16 protein-coding genes and 1 tRNA gene are annotated in these 26054 nt (G+C 43.8%); 8 read left to right on the forward strand and 9 right to left on the reverse strand.

Annotation, left to right across the window (positions count from 1 at the left end):
* The first annotated feature begins 119 nt into the window (after positions 1-119).
* Together V202x_RS18625 and V202x_RS18630 are read left to right on the forward strand one after the other, a co-directional pair.
* On the forward strand, positions 120-1199 hold the full coding sequence (locus V202x_RS18625) for a S1C family serine protease (RefSeq protein ID WP_145178123.1): 1080 nt from the start codon (positions 120-122) through the stop codon (positions 1197-1199).
* A 90-nt stretch (positions 1200-1289) separates the two neighbouring features.
* Entirely contained in the window at positions 1290-2381 is a 1092-nt protein-coding gene (locus tag V202x_RS18630; RefSeq protein ID WP_197992958.1) for a S1C family serine protease, read from the forward strand.
* Here V202x_RS18630 and V202x_RS18635 read toward each other — a convergent pair.
* Both V202x_RS18635 and V202x_RS18640 read right to left on the reverse strand, forming a co-directional pair.
* A complete protein-coding gene (locus tag V202x_RS18635; protein WP_145178139.1) occupies positions 2373-3122 on the reverse strand; it encodes a (5-formylfuran-3-yl)methyl phosphate synthase in 750 nt (249 codons plus the stop codon). The two genes, V202x_RS18630 and V202x_RS18635, sit on opposite strands and share 9 nt — an antisense overlap.
* Positions 3123-3143: 21 nt before the next feature.
* A complete protein-coding gene (locus V202x_RS18640; RefSeq protein ID WP_145178141.1) occupies positions 3144-4754 on the reverse strand; it encodes an N-acyl-D-amino-acid deacylase family protein in 1611 nt (536 codons plus the stop codon).
* Between the two features lie 286 nt (positions 4755-5040).
* On the opposite strand from V202x_RS18640, the gene typA reads away from it, so the two are divergent.
* A complete protein-coding gene (gene typA, locus V202x_RS18645; RefSeq protein ID WP_144985295.1) occupies positions 5041-6864 on the forward strand; it encodes a translational GTPase TypA in 1824 nt (607 codons plus the stop codon).
* 17 nt (positions 6865-6881) lie between these two features.
* On the opposite strand, the gene V202x_RS18650 is transcribed toward typA, so the two are convergent.
* The 4 genes from V202x_RS18650 to V202x_RS18665 form a co-directional block, all read right to left on the reverse strand.
* Positions 6882-13001, reverse strand: a complete 6120-nt coding sequence (locus V202x_RS18650; RefSeq protein WP_145178143.1) for a hypothetical protein — start codon at positions 12999-13001, stop codon at positions 6882-6884.
* A gap of 339 nt (positions 13002-13340) precedes the next feature.
* Positions 13341-14153 (reverse strand): hypothetical protein, encoded by an 813-nt coding sequence (locus V202x_RS18655; RefSeq protein ID WP_145178145.1) that lies wholly within the window; start codon positions 14151-14153, stop codon positions 13341-13343.
* Between the two features lie 162 nt (positions 14154-14315).
* Complete coding sequence (tig, locus tag V202x_RS18660) at positions 14316-15779, reverse strand: trigger factor (RefSeq protein ID WP_145178147.1); 1464 nt, start codon at positions 15777-15779, stop codon at positions 14316-14318.
* Between the two features lie 197 nt (positions 15780-15976).
* A tRNA-Gly gene (locus V202x_RS18665) sits at positions 15977-16048 on the reverse strand.
* A gap of 590 nt (positions 16049-16638) precedes the next feature.
* On the opposite strand from V202x_RS18665, the gene V202x_RS18670 reads away from it, so the two are divergent.
* Together V202x_RS18670 and V202x_RS18675 are read left to right on the forward strand one after the other, a co-directional pair.
* Positions 16639-16917, forward strand: a complete 279-nt coding sequence (locus V202x_RS18670; protein ID WP_145178149.1) for a Flp family type IVb pilin — start codon at positions 16639-16641, stop codon at positions 16915-16917.
* Positions 16918-17056: 139 nt separating this feature from the next.
* The gene (locus V202x_RS18675) at positions 17057-17377 is read left to right on the forward strand and encodes a branched-chain amino acid aminotransferase (protein WP_144985300.1); all 321 of its coding nucleotides are present in this window, start codon (positions 17057-17059) and stop codon (positions 17375-17377) included.
* A gap of 125 nt (positions 17378-17502) precedes the next feature.
* On the opposite strand, the gene V202x_RS18680 is transcribed toward V202x_RS18675, so the two are convergent.
* Positions 17503-18528, reverse strand: a complete 1026-nt coding sequence (locus V202x_RS18680; RefSeq protein WP_145178151.1) for a Gfo/Idh/MocA family protein — start codon at positions 18526-18528, stop codon at positions 17503-17505.
* A gap of 329 nt (positions 18529-18857) precedes the next feature.
* Between V202x_RS18680 and V202x_RS18685 the strand changes: the two genes are divergently transcribed.
* The gene (locus V202x_RS18685; protein WP_145178153.1) at positions 18858-19718 is read left to right on the forward strand and encodes a hypothetical protein; all 861 of its coding nucleotides are present in this window, start codon (positions 18858-18860) and stop codon (positions 19716-19718) included.
* Between the two features lie 37 nt (positions 19719-19755).
* Here V202x_RS18685 and ettA read toward each other — a convergent pair whose 3' ends face one another.
* Together ettA and V202x_RS18695 are read right to left on the reverse strand one after the other, a co-directional pair.
* Positions 19756-21429, reverse strand: a complete 1674-nt coding sequence (gene ettA / locus V202x_RS18690; RefSeq protein ID WP_145178155.1) for an energy-dependent translational throttle protein EttA — start codon at positions 21427-21429, stop codon at positions 19756-19758.
* A 268-nt stretch (positions 21430-21697) separates the two neighbouring features.
* Positions 21698-23797 (reverse strand): DUF2079 domain-containing protein, encoded by a 2100-nt coding sequence (locus V202x_RS18695; RefSeq protein WP_145178157.1) that lies wholly within the window; start codon positions 23795-23797, stop codon positions 21698-21700.
* Positions 23798-23996: 199 nt separating this feature from the next.
* Here V202x_RS18695 and V202x_RS18700 point away from each other — a divergent pair, with 199 nt between their 5' ends.
* Together V202x_RS18700 and V202x_RS18705 are read left to right on the forward strand one after the other, a co-directional pair.
* The gene (locus V202x_RS18700) at positions 23997-24659 is read left to right on the forward strand and encodes a nucleoside 2-deoxyribosyltransferase (protein WP_145178159.1); all 663 of its coding nucleotides are present in this window, start codon (positions 23997-23999) and stop codon (positions 24657-24659) included.
* A 35-nt stretch (positions 24660-24694) separates the two neighbouring features.
* The gene (locus V202x_RS18705) at positions 24695-26032 is read left to right on the forward strand and encodes an HD domain-containing protein (RefSeq protein ID WP_145178161.1); all 1338 of its coding nucleotides are present in this window, start codon (positions 24695-24697) and stop codon (positions 26030-26032) included.
* The last annotated feature ends 22 nt before the right edge of the window (positions 26033-26054 follow it).

The following is a 26054-nucleotide window of genomic DNA, read 5'->3' on the forward strand; positions in this document are numbered from 1 at the left end:
AACGAGTAACCACGTGGTTTTTTGTCTTTTTTCTTGAAAACGGTACCCTATATCGCGTATCCTATAGTCAACATTTCTTACCTAAGAAGTAGATCCTCTTTTTTCGTTGTAGATGATTTATGAAATTGTGCCATTCATTGAACAAGAATGATGCAGCTACTGCATTACTTAGACACATTTTAAGTAATGTGTTGGGATGCGCGCTCGTTCTCATGGTTTCACAAGTCACAGCTGAGGAAGTGAAAGTCAGGAAACCGGTTTCTCCGGTTGTCAAGACAAAGCTTTCTGAAGTCTTTTTTAAGACAGTGCCTGACTCACTGGAGGATTTGCAAGAGATTGAGAAACAAGTGACTTCTCTCACGAAAGCCTCAATTCACAGTACTGTTTCAGTTCGTGTGGGAGACGCTCAGGGAAGTGGTGTTATTATCGACAATAAATCTGGATATATCCTCACAGCAGCTCATGTAATTGGGTTAGCACAAAAAAATGCGACCATCATTTTACATGATGGCCGAACTCTTAAAGGGAAAACAATGGGTTTAAATCGGGGAATGGATGCCGGATTGATCAAGCTCGTTGATGAAGACAAGACAAAAATTAGTAAACTCCCTGTAGTAAAGATGGGAGATAATTCCAAAGTGGAGCCAGGAGACTGGGTGATTGCCACTGGACACCCCAATGGATATCAGGCAGGGCGTCCTCCTGTTGTACGTTTAGGTAGAATTGTTTCCCAAAAGAAGCATCTTATTCAAACGGATTGCACTCTAATCGGTGGAGATTCCGGCGGACCTCTCTTTAATATGAGTGGGGATGTGATAGGCATTCACAGTCGGATCGGACCTTCAACAAGTTGGAACTTTCACATTCCGGCATCAGCGTTTCAGAACGATTGGGAAAAGCTTGTCTCCGGTGATATGTGGGGAGCAAAACCTTTAGGGCAAAATGCTGTTTTAGGGGTGAATGGAGTTAACACTGATCAAGGCTGCAAAGTCGTGGGTGTGACACGAGGCTTCCCAGCACAGATTGCGGGAATAAAAGAAAATGATGTCATTATTCAATTAAATAACCAGAGAATTACAGGAATTGAGCAACTGGCTGAGGTCGTTCAGCGTTATAAGCCTGGACAAACCATTCAGATCAAGTTGATTCGAGACAAGAAAACAATGACGTTCGAAGTGCAATTGGCAGCCAGAGACTAATAAAATGCCAGGACAGGCTGAGATGTTTGATTCTATTTTGGATTTAAGATCACAGTCGCAATTATGTATTTATGTATTAAGGAGAAACTCTTGAACCAGGATCAAAAAATTAAAGGTACAGAATCGAGTCGTCGATTTTTGGCGATGCTTTTGATCGTTCCGCTGTTCATGGGAAGTCTTACTTCATATGGCTATGCCTGGGATCAATTACAACCAAGTCAATTGACAGAGGGCTCTCAGATCCGAAAAGCTTTTCGTGCAGTGGTCTCCACACCTCGATCATGGACGGTGCGAGTACGCTCGAACGGAAAAGAAGCGTCTCTGGGCGCCATTGTTGGCTCAGATGGCTGGATTTTAACTAAGGCCAGCCAACTTCAAGGTAAGATCACCTGTGAGTTATCAACGGCCGAACGCTTTGAAGCAGAAATCATCGGAGTAGACGGAAAGCTGGATTTGGCTTTGATTAAGATTGATGCACATAATCTTCCTACAGTCAGGTGGCGTTCTGCCTCAGATCCCAAGGTTGGACAATGGCTCGCAACACCTGGTTTAAGTATGTCACCTGTGAGTGTAGGCGTACTCAGTGTTTCAAGACGTTCCGTCAAGCCTGCTCCTGGAGTTCTGGGAGTACAAATTGGTGATGCCGAAGGTGGAGCATTGGTGAAATCAGTGCTTCGAGAAAGCGGCGCTGAACAGGCAGGTCTGAAAGCCGGTGATGTGATATTAAACGTTGCTGGTGTCGAGATCGAAGATGCGAATGCGCTCTCTAGTTTTGTTCGCAAATTTTTGCCTGGTGACCGGGTCCTTTTGAAGGTTTTAAGAGAAAAGGAGGAACTCACAGCCGAAGTCATCCTCACGGACCCCCAAATGCTGATTTATGATCGTTTACGCGAAATGCAGAAAAAGATGGGTGGCGCCTTAAGCCGCCGTAAAACTGGCTTCACTGAAGTTTTTCAACATGATGCTGTATTAAGACCAGAAGATTGTGGTGGAGTCATTGTGGACCTTAAAGGACAGGCCGTAGGTTTGAATATTGCGCGTGCTGGTAGAACAAAGTCATTTGCAATCCCGGCTAACCATGTGATTCCAATGATTGAAAAGTTGAAACTGAAAAAGTATGCTCCCTACAATCCACTGAAGGATACTAAGGAACAGACGGTATCGACTGGGATGTCATCCTGATTCCATGAACGTATATTGGCGGTCAAGTTCTTTTCGAAATGTCTTCACTGCCAGTTTTTGGACTTGGTTCGTTCTTTGGCTTCCAACACAAGCGGCACCTCGAATTCCGATGATGTCGGGCGAAATATCCGACAGCGACTCAAGGTGATCAGACGTAATCGAGCCTGCTAAGGCGATCTTTAAATTATATTTTTGTGCTCGATCAACGAGTCGCTGAATCTCTTCAAGACACATACAGTTTAATAGGCTTTGACCTTGTTTGTGGTAGGTGTCAATTAATAGACCCGCACACCGACTTTTGATGGCTGCGGCAAGAACATACTCTGGTGGAATGGAACGAGCCTGTTTCCAGTCTGCGTAAGCTACTGCGATCCACTGAAATGTCGCTTGATTAGTTACTTCAATTCGCTGTCTGCAGTTTAACCAATCTGAGTACCAGTGGTCTGATTGTTTCGTTTCTGATAGTCCCATTTTCAAGTAGGTAACTTCTGAAGGAATGGTCGGAGTAATGTGTTTTTCTTTCTGCTCTACCAGTTCTCCCAGTGCCAGACTTAAGGGGACATTTACCGGTTGCTCGAAAAAGTAGTCGCTTATTGAATGGAGTATTTCTTCATCGACCATTCCCAGAGCGCCGTTTAAAGGTTCTTTAAGGTCGAGAATGTCACAACCGCCATTTAGCGCAGGTAGTACTTCGTCTCGGTTCCTGATACTGACGAGAAGCTGTACACGATGTGGATTCAATGCAGAACCTTCCTGGAGCCTTTAACGGCTGTTCTTTTCTGATGACTTTTCAGTCGGCTTGTGACGTAAGGCTTTGCCTGCCAAACTGCCGGTTGGAGATCCTGCAGTGATTACTGGTTTTCCATTCACGAAGAGGTATCGGATGCCTTTCGAGTACTGATGCGGATCGTCAAATGTCGCCAGATCGATTAACGTCTTTGGATCAAACACAACGATATCTGCGTACGCTCCTTTACGAAGGTAACCTCTCTCTTTTAAACCAAGAATATCAGCAGGCAGCCCGGTTGCGCTTCGAACTGCATGTTCTAATGGGATTACTTGTTCCCGGATGGCATAATATCCCAACTTTCTGGGAAATGTACCGTATTGCCTCGGATGCGGACGATCTGAGCCTGGCAGGTAGGCACGTCCGTCTGAAGCAGTCGCAACCCAGTTGATTTTCATAATTTGTTGAACATCTTCTTCGTTCATACTGAAGTTCACAACTGAGGCACCTCCATACCGAGTGATCTCCAACACAATCTCTAGCACACTTTTTTTTTCGTTATCTGCAATTTGTTCTAGATTTTTCCCCACCCATTCCGGTTTTTTTGAATAGCGGGCAATCCGTATTGCTTGACCTCCATCTCGCTTTTCAATGTTACTTTCAATCTTTTTGATGATTTTCGGAGCAGTTTCTGGAGACTCCAAACGTTTGATCAACTCTTTATTCCCTCCGGCTCTGGCCCAGGCAGGAATTAAAGTGGCTCCCAGTGATGTACTCGATGCAATATAAGGATATTGATCTGCGGTTACAATTTGTCCCTGTTTACGTGCATTATCTATCATTTGAGCTGCTCTGATAACTAATCCCCAGGCATCCCGACCACTGGATTTGAAGTGTGAAATATGAACTGGTAATTTAGCCTGTTGGCCAATTTTGAGGGCTTCATTTACAGCTGAGAGTAGTTCTGTACTTTCATTGCGGATATGGCTGGCATAGATCCCCTTAAATTGTGATACGATTTTTGCCAGTTCAATGAGTTCATCTGTCTGGGCATAAGAACTGGGAACATAGATCAACCCGGTCGACATTCCCCAGGCACCATCCTGCATAGCTTTCCGCGCCAGATGTTTCATCGTTTTGAGTTCTGTAGGTGTTGGCTTTCGTTGTCCTGATCCCATGACTTGATTACGGAGAGAACCTTGCGGGATGAGATGCATTACATTCGTCCCGCTTCCCGAATCATCAATTTTTTGATAATAGGCCTTGGTATTAACAGGGCCGCTGCCACAATTCCCCGTTACGATTGTAGTACATCCCTGGGTGACATAGTTCATATTCGCGCGAGTTAACGGGGAGACAATCTGTCGATCACTATGGTTGTGTAAATCGATGAATCCGGGAGCGATTATCAGGCCGCGACATTCAATAGTTTGATCGGCTGGGGTGTTGATTTCCGGGGCGATTAATACTATACGCTCGTCCCTAATAGCGACGTCTCCTTGGAATCCTGGTTTTCCAGTGCCATCAATCAGCATGCCACCCTTCAGAAGCAGATCAAATGGTTCCGATTCTTGAGCGATTACTGAGAAAGCTGATGTAAAGGTTGTCAGCAGAAACAGACAAAGTAATAAGAGAAGCTGTTTCATGCGATGTAACTCCTTTGTAGGCTAGAGATTTAAGTTGCTATCTCGTAATTTATGAAGTTTTGACGTAGGAATAGTCAAAGTATCGCTAAAACCGGACAGAACTGCCAGTAAGAATATCTATTTCTGGGCTTTGCTTTGTTAATCTATTGTTGATATATTTCGCCCCTTATATAGTTGCCTGATGCGCTTTTAGGCGGTTTTAGATAAGACCCTCTGTTCCCTGTACGGAACGTTTAAATATCAAGATGGTCTGTTCCGGGATTCATAGTGGGAAGAGTTGAGAGTCATGAAACGAGAAGATGTGCGGAACATTGCAATCATTGCGCACGTAGATCATGGGAAGACGACACTGGTCGATGCATTACTACATCAAAGTGGCCAATTTCGTGATTCTCAATTGAAAGGTGACTGTATTCTGGATTCGAACGATCTGGAACGGGAACGTGGTATCACTATTTTGGCCAAAAACATCGCATTGATGTATAAAGGGGTCAAAGTCAACATCATCGATACGCCGGGACACGCGGATTTTGGTGGTGAGGTGGAACGTGTATTACGAATGGCTGATGGCGTTTTAATCTTGGTCGATGCATTTGAAGGCCCCAGGCCACAAACACGTTTCGTCTTGAAAAAGGCACTGGAATGCCACTTAAAGCCTGTGGTGGTTATCAACAAAATTGACCGTCCTGATTGTCGACCTGATCATGTACTGAGTGAGATGTTCGATTTATTTGTTGAGTTAGATGCAGATGATGAAACACTCGATTTCCCATATATCTATGCCAGTGCTCGTGAAGGTTTTGCGACGCACGATCTTGAAAACTTCGGCAATAGTATTCACCCGTTACTCGACATGGTATTGGAAAACGTACCCGCTCCCGATGTGAATCAGGATGCACCACTAACAATGATGGTAACAACCTTGGAGTGGTCCGAATATGTCGGTCGTGTAGCGACAGGTCGAATTAGTAGTGGAAGAGTCCGCCCGGGAGAAAAGGTAACGCTCATCAAAAGAAGTGGAGAGCATGTAAAGACCACTGTTGACTCGGTTGAGCTATTCAATAACCTGGGAAGAGCACCCGTTGATGAAGCATCTGCCGGCGATATTGTGGCATTAGTCGGACTGGATAGTCCGGAAATTGGTGATACGGTTGCCTGTGCCGAGAAGCCCGAAGCTCTCACACGAATTGATGTTGATGAACCCACATTGTCGATGCTATTCACGATCAATAGTTCTCCGTTAGCAGGTCAGGATGGAAAGTATGTGACCAGTCGTAATCTGCGCGAACGACTAATGCGTGAATTGGAATCAAATGTGGCATTACGTGTTACCGAACGGGAGGATAAGGATTCATTTTCCGTTTCTGGGCGAGGCATTTTACATTTGTCCGTTTTAATCGAGCAGATGCGCCGAGAAGGTTATGAGCTCTCTGTAGGAAAACCTGAAGTTATTCGTAAGAAAATTGATGGCAAATGGCACGAGCCTTTTGAGTCGATGGAAGTCGACGTTCCATCGGAAGTCGTTGGATCTGTAATGGAACTGGTCTGTGCCCGTCGTGGTCAAATGATCGATATGACGTCAGGTGAGACGGGAATGTCACATCTGAAATTTTCGATACCCGCTCGAGGATTGATTGGTCTGAGGACGCGATTGTTGAATGCAACAAAAGGCGAAGCCATTATTAATCATCGTTTTGAAGCATACAAGCTGAGTGAAGGGGAAGTACCCCGACGTGCGAATGGTGTGCTAATTTCACAGGATAACGGTCAGGCTGTTGGGTATGCTTTGTGGAAACTGCGGGACCGTGCGGAATTCTTCATTGGACCAGGAGAAGATGTTTATGAAGGCATGATTGTCGGAGAAAATGCTCGTAACAATGACTTGGTCGTTAACCCGATTCGCGGCAAAAAATTGACCAATGTGCGTGCTTCCGGGTCAGATGAAAACATGGTTCTCAAACCACCTCGTGAAATGAGTCTCGAAGCGGCATTAGAGTACATCGAGTATGATGAATATGTAGAGATCACGCCTAAGATTATTCGTTTGCGAAAAATCTATCTGACTGAGAATGAACGAAAACGGCAACACCGTACTTCGACTGGTGAGTAGCTCGTTTCGAACTCCGACTAACGATCCCATGCTTTGAGTTTATCAACAAGCTCTAACATTTCGTTTCGTCGTTTCTCAAATGTACCAAACAGAATCAAGATACAGATTCCAAGGCCGATTCCAAACGCCCACCATGGCCAAATGTGACCAAGTGACTGTGATGCATGCCAGATCATACTGACGATCGAGAGTGCGAGAAACGAGGCTCCTACATAAAGAAAGGCGCGAACTCGAAGCAGCATGCCTGCGAACATGCCTGCAACTGAGAGGCAGCATAGAATGACTGGGAGCCATAAGTTGTCGGCAACACCAGCGATAAACATATCGCCCGTAGAGCTAACGTAGATCGTGATTGTCGAGAAGTAACGAATGGATGCGATCTGTTTGGCACTTAATTTCTCTCGATTTAAGTGAGTGGCAATGAGTACTGAGAGGGCCGGAGGAATCAACCAGAGTTGAGGATGTTGAGTAAAGACCTGTCCTTGTTCTACCCAGAACGCCCAAAGTGCTCCATTACCGGCTAACGCAGCCAGAGTGGTATAGACAAAGGATTTTCTCCACAAGCTCATCACAACATATACGATACCAATCAACAAGAGGATCATCGAATAATCGCCCACTACAGGAGATTGTTGTGAAGAAGCATGAATCCAAAAACTAAGTGCAGGCAATAAAGGTAAAAAAGCTCCTGTTCTTTGTAAGGGTTCTGACAGCACGTTCAACCCAATACGCTGGAAGAACTCTCCTACACCGGCACCAGTAAACGCGATGGCAATCACAATGTACGGCCAGTAGGGAAGTAGGTAGCCACGGAAGAGTTCTGGCATTGTCAGGTAGATGTGCAGGAACAACAGAGCCAAAACAATTTCAGATGCATAGACATAAAACATGCGTTGTTTAAGGGAGAACTGGAATGGATCATATTGGGGAAGTGCTGCCATCAAAATTAACGCAGCCGAAAGTGCAACCAGCGTCACGGAAACTACTGCAATCTGTGCTTTTGAAACCACTAAGGGAATATCAGCAATCAAAAATCCAGTTTCGGAGATCAGAATAGATAACAGCGAAATCCCAGCTGCGATCAAATAAGTACGTGAATTTTTTCGGAGTGCTTCGGACCAATCCTCGTTCAGGGACGGCCATTTCACGAGAATGATAGTCGTCACCAGACTTAATACGGAGAGTACTTCTAACAATCGAATTAAATGGTCGAGCCAATAGAAGTTACCCTGAACGGGAAGCAATACCCAGCCAAAATAGATGAAACCCATTCCCGCTGCAAATAGCGCACGTTTCTTAAACTGCTGAGAGAGCTCACTATAATTACTAAAAGCGTATAAAGCAGGGCTTGTGATGGCTACTCCCACAACGGACCACCATCGCATTGTCTGATCTTCGAAGCGCAAAACGCTATGCAACAATGCGAGCACGACATAAACGGAAAGCCAGCTTACTGCCTGAGGCAGCCAGTTCAAGGTTTGCTTTTGAAGTAACTCAAGATTGGGTAGCTTTACTTTAGTTGCATTTGACAATATTGCACTACGCAGACTCCAGAACCCTCCGAGCAGGCAAGTGTAGCAGGCCATGGCCAAACCAGAATGTTGAACAAGTAGACGTAGTTTGGTTTCATTACTTAGGTATGTAACAACTCCACAGATTCCTAATGTAAACAGAGCTGGAAGACAATAGCGGCTTTTCTGATCCCATAGCATCCCTAAAAGCAAAAGTGACACAGCGCTTAAAGTGATCCAACCGGCAAGGTCTTTAATGACTGGTACGTTTACCGAGATCAAAGACGAACGCGAGACAGTAATCAGCAGTGTGTAAAATAAGACAAGACAAGTGAGGACTCTGGCGAGTATCTGTTGAATCGCTGGTTTTTCGTTTGCGGTAATCCTGTTGCCGCGTACTTGTCGGTAAAGATCGACAATCAACCAGCAACCCGATAAAGTAGCCGCTGTAGTGACTAACCACTTCAGGAGATCCATCCAATCTTGAGCTTCTACATAAATACCTGGGGTAGTCCATTGAGCGGTGACCAAAAAAGTGGTTCCCAGTAGAGCAGTGGCTAACGATGTATAAGCAAGGCGTTCTTTGCGAAGGCAAATTCCCAGAGTCAGATACATGGCTGTTAACGAAGTGGTTATCAATAGTGCTGGTAGAGGCCTGAGTGGATCAGACCAGCCTCCTCGGAAAGCGAATGCTGACAAAATCAGCGCAATCGATTGGCTCCAATAGTAATGTCGGTTACTGTTAGCTTGATGTAGGGGCTCATGATGTAATTGCTTCCATTCCAGTACAAATCGAAGTGTGTGGAATACACCGATCAAGATCAGACCAATTTCCATAAACAGATTGATTTTCCAGGCATCCCATTCTGTGAATTGCCAGCTTGCGACTGTGACTAAGCCAATTAAAGCTAAACTTAAAAAAGAGAACCCATTCGTTTTGAAGCTGCTGGTGTATCTACGCGAAAAAAATGTGATACAGCCAGCTGCCATAGCAAAAGTGACAAGCGTGGCTGGTAGCATCTTGGGGAAGTGTGATAACCATTCGCGTTCAGGGTTGCTCAGATTCATTGTGAACGGGAGCAAGTAGGGGGCTGCCACCAGACAAAGCATCATCGTGAGGTGCACACGAATCAATGGCCAGGAAACGGGAGCGAGAGTTTGATGTTCTACATAGTTTGGATTGACTTTCTTTTCGATGGCCAGCCAAAAAAGGCCATAGAATGCAAACGAAAGACCAGTGTAGATTGAAATTCGAATCAGGTCATCCAGTTGGAATAAGTTTAAAGGTTCTGAAATCGTGATGATCGTACCTGCGATCACTGTCGATGCGAGAAAATGAGAGCCGATGAACATCCAACTGTTTGAACGGAAGTGAATCGAGTAAAAAACAGAGGCAACCATCAGTATCAAAATGGGAATACAGAAAGTGAGCAGAGAGGCGATCAGATCGGAAAGCATTAAATGCTCTAGAGGTTGATCAATATTCAGCCAGTTACCATAGATTTGATAGATTGTCAAAACAAGTAATGGTAAACCGGCGCCTAGAATACTAAGGTTGCGCCACGTCGGTTTGTCTTCCAATAGTCGAGGCAAATAGCGTAATCGTATTTGTTTTGAACGCAGATATTGTATAAGAGATTTTGATTTCAAAACGAGAATCATTAGAGCCAACGCATAAATCCCCAACCCCCACCGCAGGGCATCTGCAACACGGTGTTGTTCGATAAAATAACCCGCACACAGGAAAGGAATGAGGTAGACAATGAAGTGCATCCCCTGTGATGTGATTTGTTGAAATCGACTGTTGAGATAAGGCAAGCAGGCAACTGACAATAATATCATGCATCCCCAACTCCAGACACTGAAGGCTTCCTTTGAATCGGGGGGCATGAATCCAATCGTACTTAGGGAAAGATTAAAATATGGTATGCTGACCATGCCTCCCGAGATTACTACGGCGAGTAGTACAGCTAAGTGCGTCGAAACATCATCCTTTTTTGATTTAATCGTATTGAAACCAACCAGACAGGATAGATAGGCAAAGAGCATGATTAGTGGAACTGTCGTGAAATGCTGGACCTGATCCATTTTAAACGTCGTATCAAAATCAGCGGCGATGGCAGGTATGATTGACAAAAAAAGAACAAATCCTGTTGAGACGATGGACACAGCTAAGAGTGCAGGCTGTATATTCCATCGGGAAGTTCGAGATAACGCACCGAGTTGATTTTGGGAATATTTTTTAGAATGAAGAGCGGACCCGAATAAGATCCAGATTGCCACAGCCAAGATATGGATTAACCAGAACTTGGGATTCGTCCAACCAGGGTTGTCCCAAAGTGCATACGATTCACCAATGGCTGTCGCGGCATAGAGACTGCCTGCCGTACCAGCAAGTTGTGAAAGCATAAACCAGATATCAGATTTTTTGATTAGAGCGCTGCTGATCCAGATTAACATAATCCAGAATAAATATGCTGTATGTAATTCCGGAGTGATTTTACCAAAGAGTGCATAGGGAATAAGCACAGAAGACGTCAGTAATGAACCATTCACGATGGGGGGCGTAAAAGGGTTCGATTTTAAGGGAATAATGGACCAGTATGCGCCTATACGATAATGTGATTGAGACCAGTACTTTAGTGTAATCAAAAAACATATTCCACCGGTGGCATGGATCAGGCTGGCCCAAACAAAAGAAACGTCGGGTAGAAGCTCTAATTGAGAAAGCCACGACCGAATTGTGGGATTGATTCCAATAGCGTGTTGTAGAGTCAAAAACCACAGGCCAGAGGCGATGGCTGATATCAATTGCTTTCGAATGTGCCAGTTTGCAATCAGACAAATGATGGCGTTTATGAGTAAAGACAGAGTGGCCCACATGCCATCTGTTTTTGTGATAAAGCCTGCATATATGGCAATCAAACTTGAAAGAACTGAGAAGCATCCCGCGGTATAAAAATAATAGCGTTCATCTTCACTTTTTTGGGCACGTTTTAAAAGAACGCCGACGATTGAAGCAAAGATGGCAAAGGTAATCAAAACCGCCGCACTACGTCCCAGTAAAAGGGATTCAATCAAGGTATTCTGTGAAGTTCCCAGTAATTCAATGGTATTTGTAAAGACGTGAAAGCCCAGTAAACCGGCAATCGCCCCTGAAACCAGGGCTGGGATATGACAGAGGGCAAAACGTGCTTTGGTAGCCAGCAATGTCAAACTAATACAATTGACGATTCCCAACACAATCATGATTTCAACACGCGGCCAGGCTATGACGAAATTCACAAGCATCATTAATGCAGAAAAGATCGCGATTGATGAGCCGGCCAAAGACCAGTGCGGAGAGTGATCGTTTTCTTTTCTGTAATGCAGAACCAGTCCCATTCCCATCAGAATGATTTCCATGATAGAGAGTAGCGGAGTGAGATAGGCGAATGTTTCCAGGCGACTGGTCGAGCTCCAGATCAACAGCCAACAGGGAGCGAGAACAGCAAAGACTGAAAGTCCACCGATGGTCACTAACTCGCGAGATTGCGAATCTGAGAACTCAATCCAACGAAATGTAGATTGGAGAATACTTGACATTGCCACTATAAAGCAGCCGATCGGAAGCAACGCCAGAAGAATGGTTTGTAGAAAGGACGGATCGTCCACACTCATTCGAGAGATCATAATTTGACCAGCCGATGAACCTAGTACGGTGGTTAATAATTGCCAGCGTCCGAAACTAACAAGGATTCGGCTGGCGGAATACACCATCCATCCAAACGCTGCAAAGCCAATACTAAGAGCGAGGATGAAAAGAGGGTCGGTGATCGGCCGATGGTCGGAAAGTCGAATCGCAGCCAAAAAGTTGAGTGGAACTAATAAAACGGTAATCAATAACAGTCCACGGCTCGTTGATTCTAATTTCCAGCGTTTAAATGTATAGATACCTGAACCGTGAATGGCTGCTGTTGCCAGTAAAAACAGCAGGGCGGGGAAATAGGGGATCTGATTTTTCAGTGTAGACCAGAGACTGACAACCAGACCGATTGCGCTACCAACAATGAGCAGGCCGCTAATCAATTCACCCCAACGAATATTTTTGTCTTCCATGAAGGCATTCAGAATAGCCCCGAAGGGGGTTTTCTCTTTGGGCGCCTCATCGAACTCAGAGAGCATTGTTGCCTTTGATGAATTAGAAGCGACGGAGGAGACAGGGCTTTTCTGAATCGTTGGTTCTTCAAGAAAATCGTCGTCATCGAGAAAGTCAGCGATTTCTGAAGCAGATGTCGTTTCTTTGTATTTGGGTTTTTGAAAAGGTTGGACTTGTTGGATCAGCTTTTCAGGTTTTATCGCTTCCTTTATAGAAAGTGACCCGGGGGCTTCTTCAGTGAATTTGATGAGTTTCAGGAATTCCTGCTCAGGAATCTTACCCTCATAATATAACCGCCTGATGAACCGTTGTGTGATTAATCGGTCTTCTTCTTTTTTTTTGTGGTTCTCCTGAGGAGAGGCTAATTCAGGAGATTCATCTCGGAATAGTAAAGAGAACAAAAATGAAACCAGTAACCAGAGGCCGTGACCCATTACTGTGATTATCGCTAATCCGACCAGAATTCCGAAGATCACTTCAATGTCCATCTCATATGTTCCTGATGTAGAGTTTCACTGATGCAAAAGTGTCAGATGACCTTCTGAATTAAAGGCGTCTTTTTTTCAATTTGATCACTCCGAATTTCAAAAATTGTCTAAATTAGCGACGATAAATGTCTTGTATGTCTCTATTTATGCTGAGATTATGACATTTTAGCTCAGATTTGGATGTAATGAAACTTTCATAGCGGATACCAAAAAAATAGATCGAACTGTTGGATCGCACAAAGTGGAATATGTACAACGTCCAATGTCTGAGTTCCCAGAAGTACCTAAAATTTTACTGTATGCTTGATCTATCTGAAGTGAGGTACTAAATGAGCAAACTTAAAATACAGAAATGCGAGTTCCATCATCTAAAATTTGCGTTGGTTGCGGCGAATGGTAGGTTTTGCCCCATTGTCGTTTGAGTGCTGGTTGCAAATGGTAGAACGAATAGAGGAAATCAAACCAGCGATTTTGAATTGAGTGGTTCGAAGAAAATGAAAAATCCCAATCCGAGAGGATCCTTTTCCACAGCGTGGCTCTTCGCGAGTATCGATAATGGATAGGGTCGAATCCATACCAGTCAGACGGTATTTTCACAATTGCAATTTGATCTTGTTGAGCGAGTTCAGAGAGTCGACGATTCAGTAACTGTACTCTTTGTTTGAGATCTGTCAGAGAAGTTTTGTTTTTGGGAAAGAATAGTCGTCGAGTTAATTCAAAACGAATCGTTGAGAGCTGCGAAATGCTTTCTTCGGGGAGAAGCGTAATTGTAATGCGCGCATCAATTTTCTGTAATTGACTTATACAAGACTCGATCCATCCAAAGATAACATCAACAGATTGTCCATAAATTAGATCATTACCAATGTCTGTTAACAGGGCGATTGGTTTTCGAGTCTCGGTATTGTTTGCAGAAATCACATCCCAAATCTCACACTTTGAGATTCCTGGAAGTGCACGATAGAGCAAATGGCTCCAATTTCCATAAGAACGCCCATGTCCCATCGCAGTATAAATTTCAAGTGGTGATTCAATTGAAGCTTGAAGCAGTCTTATGATAAGTGGGAAATCTCGAGTCAGATTGCTCGCACCTAACAGAATCACTGGTTGATAGAGTAGCTGTTGGCAGTCAAGTGGTTCGGTGGAGCTCATAAATAAAGGATACCCACTGAAATATTTTGCTAAGTGTTCTTACTATATCTCTTGGGGAGAAGAACAAATCAATTGTGTTCTGAAAATAACTAAAAAAGCGATACTGTGATGACAGTATCGCTTTGTGATAGATTGCAAATAGCTGAAGAGACCATGCAATGGTTACGCTTCACCTGCTTCTTCTTCACCGGTTGTCGCTGAGAAAGTAGAACAGACAGATCTTGCGACGGCAGAAATTTGATTTTCCTGTGGTGGATCCATATCTACTTCTTTGTATTCTGCTTTATCTAGAATGACATCAACGGCTTTGCGTTCACGGAGTTGAGCTTCGAGGTTTTCAATCATACCCGATTTCACCAGACGAGCTCGAACCCTGCGAGGACTCTCCCCTTGCTGCATCGCCATATAGTAAATCTCCATGTCAACTTCATTAGGCTGCACTTCTAGCTCTTCGGTAGATGCAATTTTATCGAGCACAAAATGCTCTTTAAGTGCCTGACGAGTCGAGGAAATTGCTTGTTGACGAATTTCGTTTTCTCGTGCCTGGATATCCTGCCTCGAAAATCCAGCTTGCTGCATTTCCAGGATTTCACGTCTTAAAGCGTTTTCTACTTGTTTTGAGACCAATGATTCTGGAAGGTCCCAATCTGCAGATTCTGTGATTTTGCCCAGAACTTGTGAACGTGTTGATTGTCGTTGTTCATAGGTAACTTGACGTTCGAGAATATTTTTTACTTCTTCTCGTAGTTCTTCTTCCGATTTCGCTCCTACTTTTTCCAGGAGTTCTTCGTTGATTTCTGGAATTTGAATAAATTTAACATTTTTGATGGTGAAGATGGCATGTGCCTTTTCTCCTCGCATCTCAATTTGCTCAGCTTCTTCGGAGATTTCAATTTCAGCCTCTCGAGTCTCGCCAGCCTTGACACCATCCATTAATTTATCGAAATCTTTAAGTTCTGCATCTTGGAGACGAAATACAGGACGCAGGGGAACGACAATTTCATTGATCTCGCTGAGGGTTTTACCATCATGTTCAAATTTTATAGAGAGCTCCAGTAAGTCTTCTTTTTCAGCTGCTCCCTCTCGTTCTTCCATTTCACCATATTGACCGAGGAAGCGATTTAAGTATTGGTCCACATCTTGATCTTCGATTGTCCGAACCGGACGCTCCAGCTTTAAGCCTTTATATTCAGGGAGTTTGAAGTCGGGGCGAACCTCTACTTCAAATTCGAATTTGAATTCTCCCTCTTCAGGAATCTGCAGAGTCTCAACATCAATGGTTGGCTCGTTGATTGGATCAAGGTCATTATCCTCAGCGACTAGCTCAAGACTTTCCATCAAAATCCGTTGTTTGACCTGATCGGAAAGTTCTTGCCGAAACCGTTTTTCAACAAGCTTGCGCGGGACATGACCAACACGAAATCCAGGTACCGTCGCCTGACCACCTAATTCTGAAACTGATTCGGAATAGAAATGATCAATATCTGCCCGGGGCACAGTCACAGTAACATGTTTTTTACAGGGACCAACTTCATCAATCTGGGCGGTTACAGACATCTTGTACTCGCCATCCGCAGATACGGCTTCTCCCTCTGTTGTATCAGTTGTTGCGAGTTCGTCGGACACGGTCCAATCCTTTTCTTTAATGATGTGTGAGAAATAGCTTAGGGGGCATTGATCAAATCTTGCACTGTATCTAAGGGTGGCAGTTGCAATCTATGATGTTGCTTTTCTTGTGATACTATTTACAGTATTAATCTGCCCCTTTATCTAATTTGAAGGGGTCTGCGTCTCTATCCCTTAAGATCATGCCAGCAAAAAAGAGCGGGTGAAGGGATTTGAACCCTCGACAGCCACGTTGGCAACGTGGTGCTCTACCACTGAGCTACACCCGCAAGTTAGCTCGTACCTAGTCACTTGTAAACCGACTATCGTTGGTAAAGGCACGAGATACCTTTGCTTGAGATTATGTCTTGTAAATCTCTGAGGTCAAGAGTATGAGACGAAGTAAATCATGGATATCAGTGACTTTTTTCATTTTTTGATTGAAATCAAGCTATGATTTGCTGGTTTCAATTGAACTCTCTCAGCTTAACGGTTGCACTGGGGCATGACTAAGCTGATTGTTCTTCTTGGAGAATTCATGTTGATTTTTCGCATCATGCTGTTTTAAGGCTACATGGCAATAACTGCTTCTCTATAAATGGTTTACGTGTTTAAACCCTTTTTCAACGTTTAAAGCGTTGTGAATTCGCCTCATTCTGTTTTGGTCTCGGTTTGCCGTGTGCTGAGAAAAATGTCCAGAGCACATTTTTTCTATCTGACGATCTCTTAATGACTTACGCTTCTGATTTTGAACAGAATGTAAAAAGTTTTTAGCGCAGAGCCCCTTTTGGTATTCAGCTTGCTTTACATCCCTGTATCAACTTGAAAACACAAAACTCGATGCAAAGCATTCATATTTAACACCAGGGAGACCAACACCATGAAAAACATCTTCACTCAACTGATGAACGACGAAGCCGGATTCATTGTTTCTGCCGAGCTTGTTTTGATTTCCAGTATCGCCGTTCTGGCAATGATCGTCGGACTGTCTGAAGTCGCTTTAAACGTCAACAATGAACTCGAAGATGTGGGCAGTGCCTTCTCCTGCATCGATCAGTCTTTCAAACTCAAACATGCACACGGTCACAAAGCCTGCACCGAATCGAGCAGCTTTTACGATTCGACTGACTTCTGTGCTGGTCAGTGGGACGTTGAATAATCGTTCCCTGAAAAACCGAATGACAACCTCCGAAACGTCCTTTCTTTCCTGAAGACTGTCTGCAGGGCTTCACCAACCCTGCAGATTTTAAAACCCGAAACAAACCCAATACCCACTTTATGAACTGGAGACTATCACCATGAAAACCGTGTTGATTCAACTGATGAACGACGAGGCCGGATTTATTATCTCTTCCGAGTTAGTGCTCGTTTCAACAATTGCCGTATTGGCGATGATTGTAGGGCTGAGCGAAGTCGCTCACAACATTAACCAGGAACTGGAAGATGTTGGTAGTGCATTTGGTCGGGTCAACCAGAGCTTCTATGTTTCCGGTGCCTCAGGCCACAAGGGCTATACGTTTGGAAGTGATTTCAATGATCGGGTTGATTTCTGTGACAGTCAAAACGACATCGTTTGTGACCGTGGCCCTGTTCGTGAAGGACGAGGTTACAACAACTAGGCGTCTCATTATGACCGCGAAATAGATAAAGTTTTCCGCATAGGAAGCAGGCTTGCATCGAGGCGGAGGTCTCCACCTCAGACACCCTGATCATTTAACATGATGAGGGTGTTTTTTTATGGAGATTATTGAGGGAAGAAATCAGCCAGATTTACGACTTGTTCTGTACGAGCAGAGTAATCAATCGCATTAAGAACCCTTTGTGTATTAATTCCCAGATCTGACCATTGCTGTTCCAATCGACCAGAGCGAATAATATCACAAAAATGATTGATCATACACGTTTCTTGGAGTGGATCTTCCGTTTCATACTTTATGGAATTCCCTTGATCGTCATTAATATGAAACTTAGGTCTACCATTGTCCCAAGGACGTGTGAAGTCATCACAAACCAAAGATGCTTTGGTACCGGCAATTTCAAACCACTTACGCATACAGACATCAAAACCGCAATCAAAAGAAGCAATTCGATCTTTACTGAACCACATGGTACCTGAAAAATTGTAGTCGACATCGTTATCTTCATATGAGCGCGATGTACCAAAAACTTTTTGCGGTAGTTCGTTAAAAGCCCATAGTGTAGCGCCTATACAATACCAACCAAGATCTCCCAGAGAACCACCACCCAAGTCTCGCTGGAGGCGTAAATCATTTTCAGGAATGTTGTCCCAGCAGATAGTAAATGCAGAAGTAAAACGGCGGTGTTCGCCGAGTGCATCACTACGAATTTTTTGGAGGATTTCACGTGCTCGTGGATGGTGGTACCACATGACACCATCCATCAGTTGAACTTGATTCTCTAAACAGACTCGGCGCATTTCTCGTGCCTGATTGACATTTAATGCCAATGGTTTCTCACAAAGGACATGTTTACCGGCCCTTGCTGCTCGGACAGTCCATTCACCATGTAAAGAGGGAGGCAGAGGAATATAAACGGCATCAATTTCTGAATCAGCCAAAAGCGCTTCATAACTGCCTACGCTACGTTTGACATGATGTTTTTGTGCCCAATCAACGGCTCTTTGAGAGTCACGACTCGCAATGCATGTGAGCTCAGCATTCTCAGCTTGATGAATCGCGATACTAATTTTTTCTGCAATACGAGCAGTGCCTAAGATACCCCAGCGCACAGTTCGACTTGAGTCTTTCATTAGATGAGTTCCAATTATTTATGAAAAGAATTTGAATTCTTCAAAGCAAGTTGTTATTGTAAGGATAGAGCAGCATGTCTTTATTCAATTCTTTAAAATATCTAATAATCCTGCTCAATATCACAGACTTTTCGAGTCCTGTAAAGTGATCGTCGTTCAGTTTCCCTTTTTAGATTTGAAGTCGCGCTCCAACGGCATTTCTTTTTTGACATCAATATGAACGCACACGTTTCTTGTGTGCATCTCTTGAACATATGCTTTGTAAATACTTACGCATTGAACAGTGATCTCAAATCACTATCTGTAGATTTGCTAAACAGGAGTTGAAAATGGTCAAACGAATACAGCTACTCATGATATTGGGGATATTCTTTTCCGTAGTCTGGGTTGGGAGTAATCCTGCTGAGGGCACACCTCGTAATCGTATGATTACAACATTGACATTGAAACCGGATGTGCCACATGTCAAATTATTTGAGGGGATTGAAAGTCAGAAATTGAGTGTCAGAGTGGCACCTGTCAGTGCTTATAAGTCATCCGTTTTTATTAAAAATCTGACACAACAGCCGATCACAGTAAAAATTCCCGATGCTGTCTCATCTGTCCATGTTCTCAAGCAGATGGACCCCAATAATGGTTTTTTACAGGCGCTTCAGAATAACCCTCAACAACAAACAGGGAATAGTCAATCAGTGGGAGGAAATCTCACTCCTGTAGGAAATAACCAGAACTTTGATTTTCAAGGCCTGTTCACAATCCCGCCAGAAAAGACAGTACGATTACGTTTGCAGTCAGTGTGTTTGGAGCATGGGAAGCCAAGTCCCTCCAGCCTCAAGACGTACGAGCTGCGACCTATTGAAACCCAGGTTCAAGACAAGGCGCTGATCTTATTACTCAAAAAGTTTAACCCTCGCTACGACGACTGGGAAATGATGCAGGCTATCGCATGGCATTTATCGAGCCATATGGATTGGCAGGAACTTGCTAAACAAAGAAAACACCGTACTATTGCCGGTGGTGTTCCCCTTTTCTCAACAGCTCAATTATTGACTGCAAAAAAAATCGTCGAAATGGCAAAAGTGGAAGTGACCAGGAAAAAAACACCAAAGGAAAATCCTATCTATACGAACTTAAAAACCGATTATGATCCGGCTTCAACATTTAGTAGAACCAGCAATAGAAGAAAGTAATTAAGTGGTTCTATATTATTATGGAAAGAATTGACTCCTAACGTGAAAGTGGTTTGAACTGAAGTCGGTGAGGAGAGTCCGCATCTTTACCAAGTTCCTCATGACGTTTGGCTTCGTACATTTTGTAGTTTCCTTCAAACCATCGAACTGTGCTATCGCCTTCAAAGGCGATAATGTGAGTCGCTAAACGATCCAGGAACCAACGGTCGTGACTCACGACCAGTGCGCATCCACTATAGTGCTCCAGACCTTCTTCTAATGAACGAAGTGTGTCTACATCGAGGTCGTTAGTCGGTTCGTCAAGAAGAAGGAGATTACCGCCTGAACGAAGCAATTTTGCCATGTGGACGCGATTACGTTCCCCCCCCGAAAGTTCTCCTACCAACTTTTGTTGATCAGGACCTTTGAAATTGAAGCGGCCTACATAAGTTCTGGCATGGATGCTGGACTTACCGACCACCAGATGCTCATGACCTTGTGATATTTCTTCATATACGGTTTTCTTTGGATTCAATGCATCTCGACTCTGATCTACATACGATAATTGAACAGTCTCTCCCAGTTCCAAAGTCCCACTATCAGGTTGCTCCAGACCCATAATCATTTTAAACAGAGTTGTTTTTCCTGCACCATTGGGTCCAATGACGCCAACAATCCCACCGCGGGGTAATTCAAAAGTAAAGTTATCGAATAAGAGTTTGTCACCAAAGGATTTTGAGAGGTTTTCCGCAATGAGTACTCTGCTTCCGAGTGGTTTGGAAATGGGGATTTGGATATCGGAAGCATCATCTTGTTTTTCGTAATCTTCTGCAGCAAGTTCTTCATAACGTTGGATACGTGCTTTATTTTTGGAAGCCTGTGCTTTAGGAGACATGCGAACCCATTCCAGTTCCCTCTTGAGAAACTTCTGTCGTTTGGATTCTTGTTTTTCCTCTACTTTTAACCGAGCCTGCTTCTGCTCCAGCCATGATGAATAATTGCCTTCAAACGGAATGCCTCTGCCTCGTTCCAATTCCAGAATCCAGCCAGCGACATTATCGAGGAAGTAGCGATCGTGAGTGATGGCCACAACTGTGCCTTGAAAGCTATGCAAGAAGCGTTCCAACCATGCAACCGATTCCGCATCAAGATGGTTGGTCGGTTCGTCTAAAAGTAACAGATCAGGATTTTGTAATAATATTTTGCAGAGCGCGACACGACGTTGTTCACCACCAGACAGATTTCCAATTACTGAGTCACCAGGGGCAACCCGCATGGCATCCATCGCAATCTCCAGTGTCCGATCAAGTTCCCAAAGATTCGCTGCATCAATCTGATCTTGAAGTGTTGCCTGTTCTTCGATCAGTTTTTCCATTTCTTCGGGAGAGGGGTCTTCTCCGAATTTTAGGTTGACCTCATTATATCGATCTAAAATTGCCTGTGATTCAGCGACTGCTTCTGCAATACACTCATCAACCGTCTGTGTTTGATCTAAATCTGGTTCCTGTTTAAAGTAACCAATTTTAATTCCCTTCGCGGGTCGGGCATCGCCAGAGAAATTGGTATCTTCTCCTGACATGATTTTCAGAAGGGTACTTTTACCAGCCCCGTTTGTACCCAAAACACCAATTTTTGCACCAGGGAAAAATGAAAGCCAAATGTCTTTCAGAACCTCTTTCTGCTCATAGACTTTGGTGACGCCTTCCAGTTGCATAATATATTGTTGTGCCATGTTTCAATCTCATGTCCAAATGGACGACTACAATTTGTGTTACAAAAACCTTGAGTCAAATCGTGTCTGATATAGGGTTGGTTGATAATGCCTGGCTGAAAGAGCCTGAAACGATATTCGATCTTGCGGGATAACATAGCTGGAGATTCACCACAAGTCACTCGAAACGGGGGGGCTACTCTACGAATTATTCAAAAAATTATTGAAAATGAAGCTCGTTTTTCAAAATTTGAGAGCAACTGTCTCTTTGCATTTTAGCATCAGGTTCTCAATTGGATTCTGATTTACGTTTGAGAATTATAAAATGCCCATTTGTCTGATCTGGAATCAGCTCCCATTGATCAGGCGCATTTTTGTATTCCGGGATCTGATCGGGGGTCTTAATTTGGCTATAGGGGTGTTGTGTATCGATAATGATAAAATCGGTATCAGCGGGCACGCCCGATCGGTAATCGTTCACCTTACGACGATAGTCGCTGTAGTCGTAAGATCGAGCATGATGCGTAAAACGGGGATGCACAAAGTCAGTGGAGGCAACACGACTTTCCGGTGGGATAAGTGCAATCACTTTAGTGAATTGTTTAGCGCGTTCTCCGGGAACATAAAGTTTTTTCCAGTACCAGTTAGATCCAGAGTCCCAGAAAACCAACCCCATCGGACCCAGGCTGAAAAAAAGTCCCGTTGCAATGGCAGAGCACCAAGTGAAGTGAGTCGCGAATGTCTGTGCCGCGGTAATCTTAGTTTTCAATGAGTAGCGTTTAATGAAAACAGGAATATTACCTAATCCTATTGCCGCCGCCCAACACAAAATGGGAACTATGGGAGCATGGAAGTGGTGTCGAGGGTCATGTGCTAATTCATTCAGACAAAGTAATCCAAAGAGTGGTGCCGCTACTAGTAAGCGACTCGGAGAAAACAGCGGGAGAAAACCTAACGGTACGATTAAAGCCAATCCGTAGATAAAAGTGTCGGGCCGAACTAATTCACCGAACAATAAGGATGGATTGAATAATATATTCTGTACTACTTCACCGAGAGAACTTCCAAATTTACTGAAGTACCCCACATAGTGGACTTGTTCGCCACTACGAAACCAGGGAATGAGGACTTTCACGACGAATGACAGATAAATAACAGCAAAAAGTGAGAGACTGATTCCGGGAGTGAGGACTTTGAAGAGGTCTGGTTTTGTTGTGGTGCTGTCCTGTTTACTTTCTCGCCATTGTTGATATGCAATCCAGAGTCCTAACGGTCCGAGAATGATGGCATAATCTTCTTTGGCAGTTAATGTAAGTGCCAGCAAAAGAATAGCAGATTTCCAGCGTTTTTGTTCAATCGCATCCAGCGCAAAGAGCAGGGCGGGAACACCAAATGAAATAGGGCGAAATGTTTTTAAGTCGATCGCAATATCAAGAAACTGTAAAGGAAAGTAGCATAAGTATGCAGCCACCATTGCTTTGCCAATCATGGTTGAATGACTGTGACGTACAGCCATCCGGTAGAGTGGAATTGCGCCGATCGCTAATGCCAGTGTCTCACACAATTCCAATAGTAGATGAGAGGGCCAAAGCAGATAGAGAGGAAGTAAAAGTAGATGGATGAACTGAATGTGTTCTCCCCAGAATAATCCTTGATCCAGATAACTGCGAAATCCTTTTCCATGAGTGATGTTCCAGAGGTGTTCTTCATACATGGCAGAGTCACCATGCGGGATCAGCAAACCTTCATACAGTCTCCAGTTCATAAATGTGAACAGAGAGATAAACACCCCCATCATGAGCCAGGCTCCGAGAGGGATCTTGATTGTTTGTGTCCGTTTTGCTTCCAGCGATTCTGGAGTGAGTTCCAAATAAGAAACGGGAAAGATTAGAGAGGCAAACGTAGCCATCCAACCTGCGATGGTGAGAGAAAACCAGAATTGTGATGTCGCCAATAAGAGGCTTTCCAAGCTGGTCCAGCCCAAAATGAAAGCTGTGATGCGGAGCAGTTCCCAGGCTGCTGGCAGCAACCACCAGCGGAAACCTTTCCAGCCCCAGTTTGTAAACGCCATGCTTAGAGAGGAGCCACACACTTTGGAAATGAGAAATGATCCAATACCCCATGTTGTAATGGATATGATTAATAGATAACCCATCAAAGGGAAAAACGGGATCAGAGCTGATTGAGTGGTTGGTTCGATTGTACCAGACCAATTTTGAACGAGGTCCTGCCAGAGCGTCGCACTAACGTATAACGTAGCAATGTTTAAATTGCTGAGTATAGACTGAATTGATAATGTGACAGCACCACTTCCCAGCAGGACACAAAGCAGCGCATAAGTGAATCGTCGTCTATCAAATTGCGAAGATGGGGTGGTTGTTTGGTTCATCAATTTCTATCTGAAATCAGGTTCGCGCGTGCTTCTTGTGACAAGATAGGCGATTCACTTCACAAATTTTAGAGAAGAAATCTGAAAAGAATGCGGTTTAGGTGAAAAAATACCGAGTGTTGCTACAATTGGAAAAGGATCCCGTCTGTTAATATTCTAAATGGTTTTCTTTCAGCAAGGAAGCAACATAGGTTTGACCATGAAACATTCTAATGAGCAGATTCGTGTTTACTGTGCTGGCCCTTTATTTAATCGATCTGAACGTCAAGAGATGATGTCTATTGCCAATCTATTGTCTGACTCTGGTTACTCAGTATATCTGCCTCATCGTGATGGAATGGAGTTTCGCCTAGTCTTAGATGTTTTAGTCGAACGAAACTGGGATGCTCCTATGGCAGCTCAATTCTTACATGAAGCCATTTTTGCCTTGGATGTTTATCAATTAGTCAGTGAGTGCGAGGCAATGGTTTGGAATTTAAATGGACGTACACCCGATGAAGGTGCCGTTTCAGAAGCGGCTATGGCCTGGATGTTGGGAAAACCATTGATTGCCTATCAAGATGATGTTCGGTCTTTGATTCAGGGACGTGTCAATCCACTCTTGGTGGGTATGATAGATTTTGAATCGATTGATCAGATAGAACAGATTCCCAATGCATTGTCTGTTGCAATTATGCAGCATAATCTTCCATCCGTGTTACAAGTCTCTTCATTACCCTCAAAAGTTCAGGCGGCAGTCAAATCTGGACGGATCTTATGGGAGGCGCTGTGCGCAGAAGGCGCACAGGAAAATAATGAAATGATTGCTTCAGTTGTCGAAGACCTGTTTGCTCCCAATGATCGATCGACACTACTGGCCTGAATCAGAAATGAAAAAGAAGAATTGATCATCCACATATGAATCATCCTTATGTTGCGATTCCGGAAATTTCGAACTTACAGTCTGGTAGTGGCTTAGTTCGCATTCCTTATCAGCAGGATGTTCCATTTACGGACCGTGTTCGTGCACTCGTTGATACAACTGAGTTTCGTAGATTATCGCATATAACCCAGTTGGGGTTTACTGCTCTGGTTTATCCTGGAGCGACGCACACACGTTTTGAGCATGCATTAGGGGTCTATCAAAATTCGTTACAGTACCTCTGGCAGTTAGGGAAAGACGCTCGCTTCTCTACTACAATAGATGTACATACCGCGGAGGTTTTGATTGTCGCAGCCTTACTACACGATTTAGGACATTGGCCTTTTTGTCATTTAATTGAAGATATGTCATTGGAAGGAATTCCCCGGCATGAAATGTTTGCTAGAGAGTTTCTATCTGATCAATATGAATTAGCAGGGATTTTGAGAACAGAGTGGGGGATAGAACCCGAGGAGGTTTTAGATATTTTGGTCCCTCAATCAGATACCATAGAAATGCGACTGGTTCGATCTATTTTATCGGGTCCCATTGATATTGATAAGATGGATTATCTGGACCGTGATAGTTTGCATGCCGGGGTGCCCTATGGTCGTAACTTTGATAAGAATCGCTTGGTTCATTCATTGATGGTTAATGAAGCTGGCGATGGTTTGGCCATTGGTTCCAAAGGAAAAACTGCAGCAGAGTTAATGGTATTTGCCCGATATGTTATGTTTAGCGAAGTCTATTGGCACCATGCGGTCCGCTCCGCTAGCACAATGTTTGCCCGCGCTTTTTATCATCTCTATCAGAAGCTTGATTTGTCTGAGTATTTTAAGTTAACAGAAGCGGATTCTATTTCTGTATTACGAGAACAGGCGAAAGGCACATTATGTGAAAGACTAGTTGAAGGTATTTTCAGTACGAAACGCATATTGTATAAACGAATTGCTGAATATAGCTATTATGAATCATCTGATGTTTTTGAGTTGATCGCGCATCAACCAGTTTCTTCGTTGGTAATATGGAGCGAAAACTTATCGAAGCGGCTTTCTCAGCGCTTAAATCAGCCCGTTTCTTCAACCGATATTTTAATTGACGCACCACCCACACATCGTGAAGTCGAATTTAATGTTGAGATTTATTCGTCACGTGAAGCGAAATATCAACCTCTGCATATAGTGTCTCCCGTCGTTGATACATTGGCTCAGAAGCAATTTGATGATTTTGTTAAACGCGTTCGTGTATTTGTTCATCCTCAAATTGCAGAGTATTGTGCGGACATGAGCGATTTCGAAGACCTATTACTCAAATCTGTTCAAGAAACAAATTGATCACGCTTGCAGGATTTGGCTA

Source organism: Gimesia aquarii, from assembly GCF_007748175.1.
In the GTDB taxonomy this organism is placed as follows: domain Bacteria; phylum Planctomycetota; class Planctomycetia; order Planctomycetales; family Planctomycetaceae; genus Gimesia; species Gimesia aquarii_A.

Excerpts from the sequence above, each read along its gene's own strand:
- V202x_RS18655 (WP_145178145.1), bottom strand. The coding sequence starts at position 14,153 with ATGAGCTCCACCGAACCACTTGACTGCCAACAGCTACTCTATCAACCA.
- V202x_RS18675 (WP_144985300.1), top strand. The coding sequence starts at position 17,057 with ATGAAAACCGTGTTGATTCAACTGATGAACGACGAGGCCGGATTTATT.
- V202x_RS18700 (WP_145178159.1), top strand. The coding sequence starts at position 23,997 with ATGAAACATTCTAATGAGCAGATTCGTGTTTACTGTGCTGGCCCTTTA.
- ettA (WP_145178155.1), bottom strand. The coding sequence starts at position 21,429 with ATGGCACAACAATATATTATGCAACTGGAAGGCGTCACCAAAGTCTAT.
- V202x_RS18640 (WP_145178141.1), bottom strand. The coding sequence starts at position 4,754 with ATGAAACAGCTTCTCTTATTACTTTGTCTGTTTCTGCTGACAACCTTT.
- typA (WP_144985295.1), top strand. The coding sequence starts at position 5,041 with ATGAAACGAGAAGATGTGCGGAACATTGCAATCATTGCGCACGTAGAT.
- V202x_RS18625 (WP_145178123.1), top strand. The coding sequence starts at position 120 with ATGAAATTGTGCCATTCATTGAACAAGAATGATGCAGCTACTGCATTA.
- V202x_RS18705 (WP_145178161.1), top strand. The coding sequence starts at position 24,695 with ATGAATCATCCTTATGTTGCGATTCCGGAAATTTCGAACTTACAGTCT.
- V202x_RS18685 (WP_145178153.1), top strand. The coding sequence starts at position 18,858 with ATGGTCAAACGAATACAGCTACTCATGATATTGGGGATATTCTTTTCC.
- V202x_RS18680 (WP_145178151.1), bottom strand. The coding sequence starts at position 18,528 with ATGAAAGACTCAAGTCGAACTGTGCGCTGGGGTATCTTAGGCACTGCT.
- V202x_RS18650 (WP_145178143.1), bottom strand. The coding sequence starts at position 13,001 with ATGGACATTGAAGTGATCTTCGGAATTCTGGTCGGATTAGCGATAATC.
- V202x_RS18670 (WP_145178149.1), top strand. The coding sequence starts at position 16,639 with ATGAAAAACATCTTCACTCAACTGATGAACGACGAAGCCGGATTCATT.
- V202x_RS18695 (WP_145178157.1), bottom strand. The coding sequence starts at position 23,797 with ATGAACCAAACAACCACCCCATCTTCGCAATTTGATAGACGACGATTC.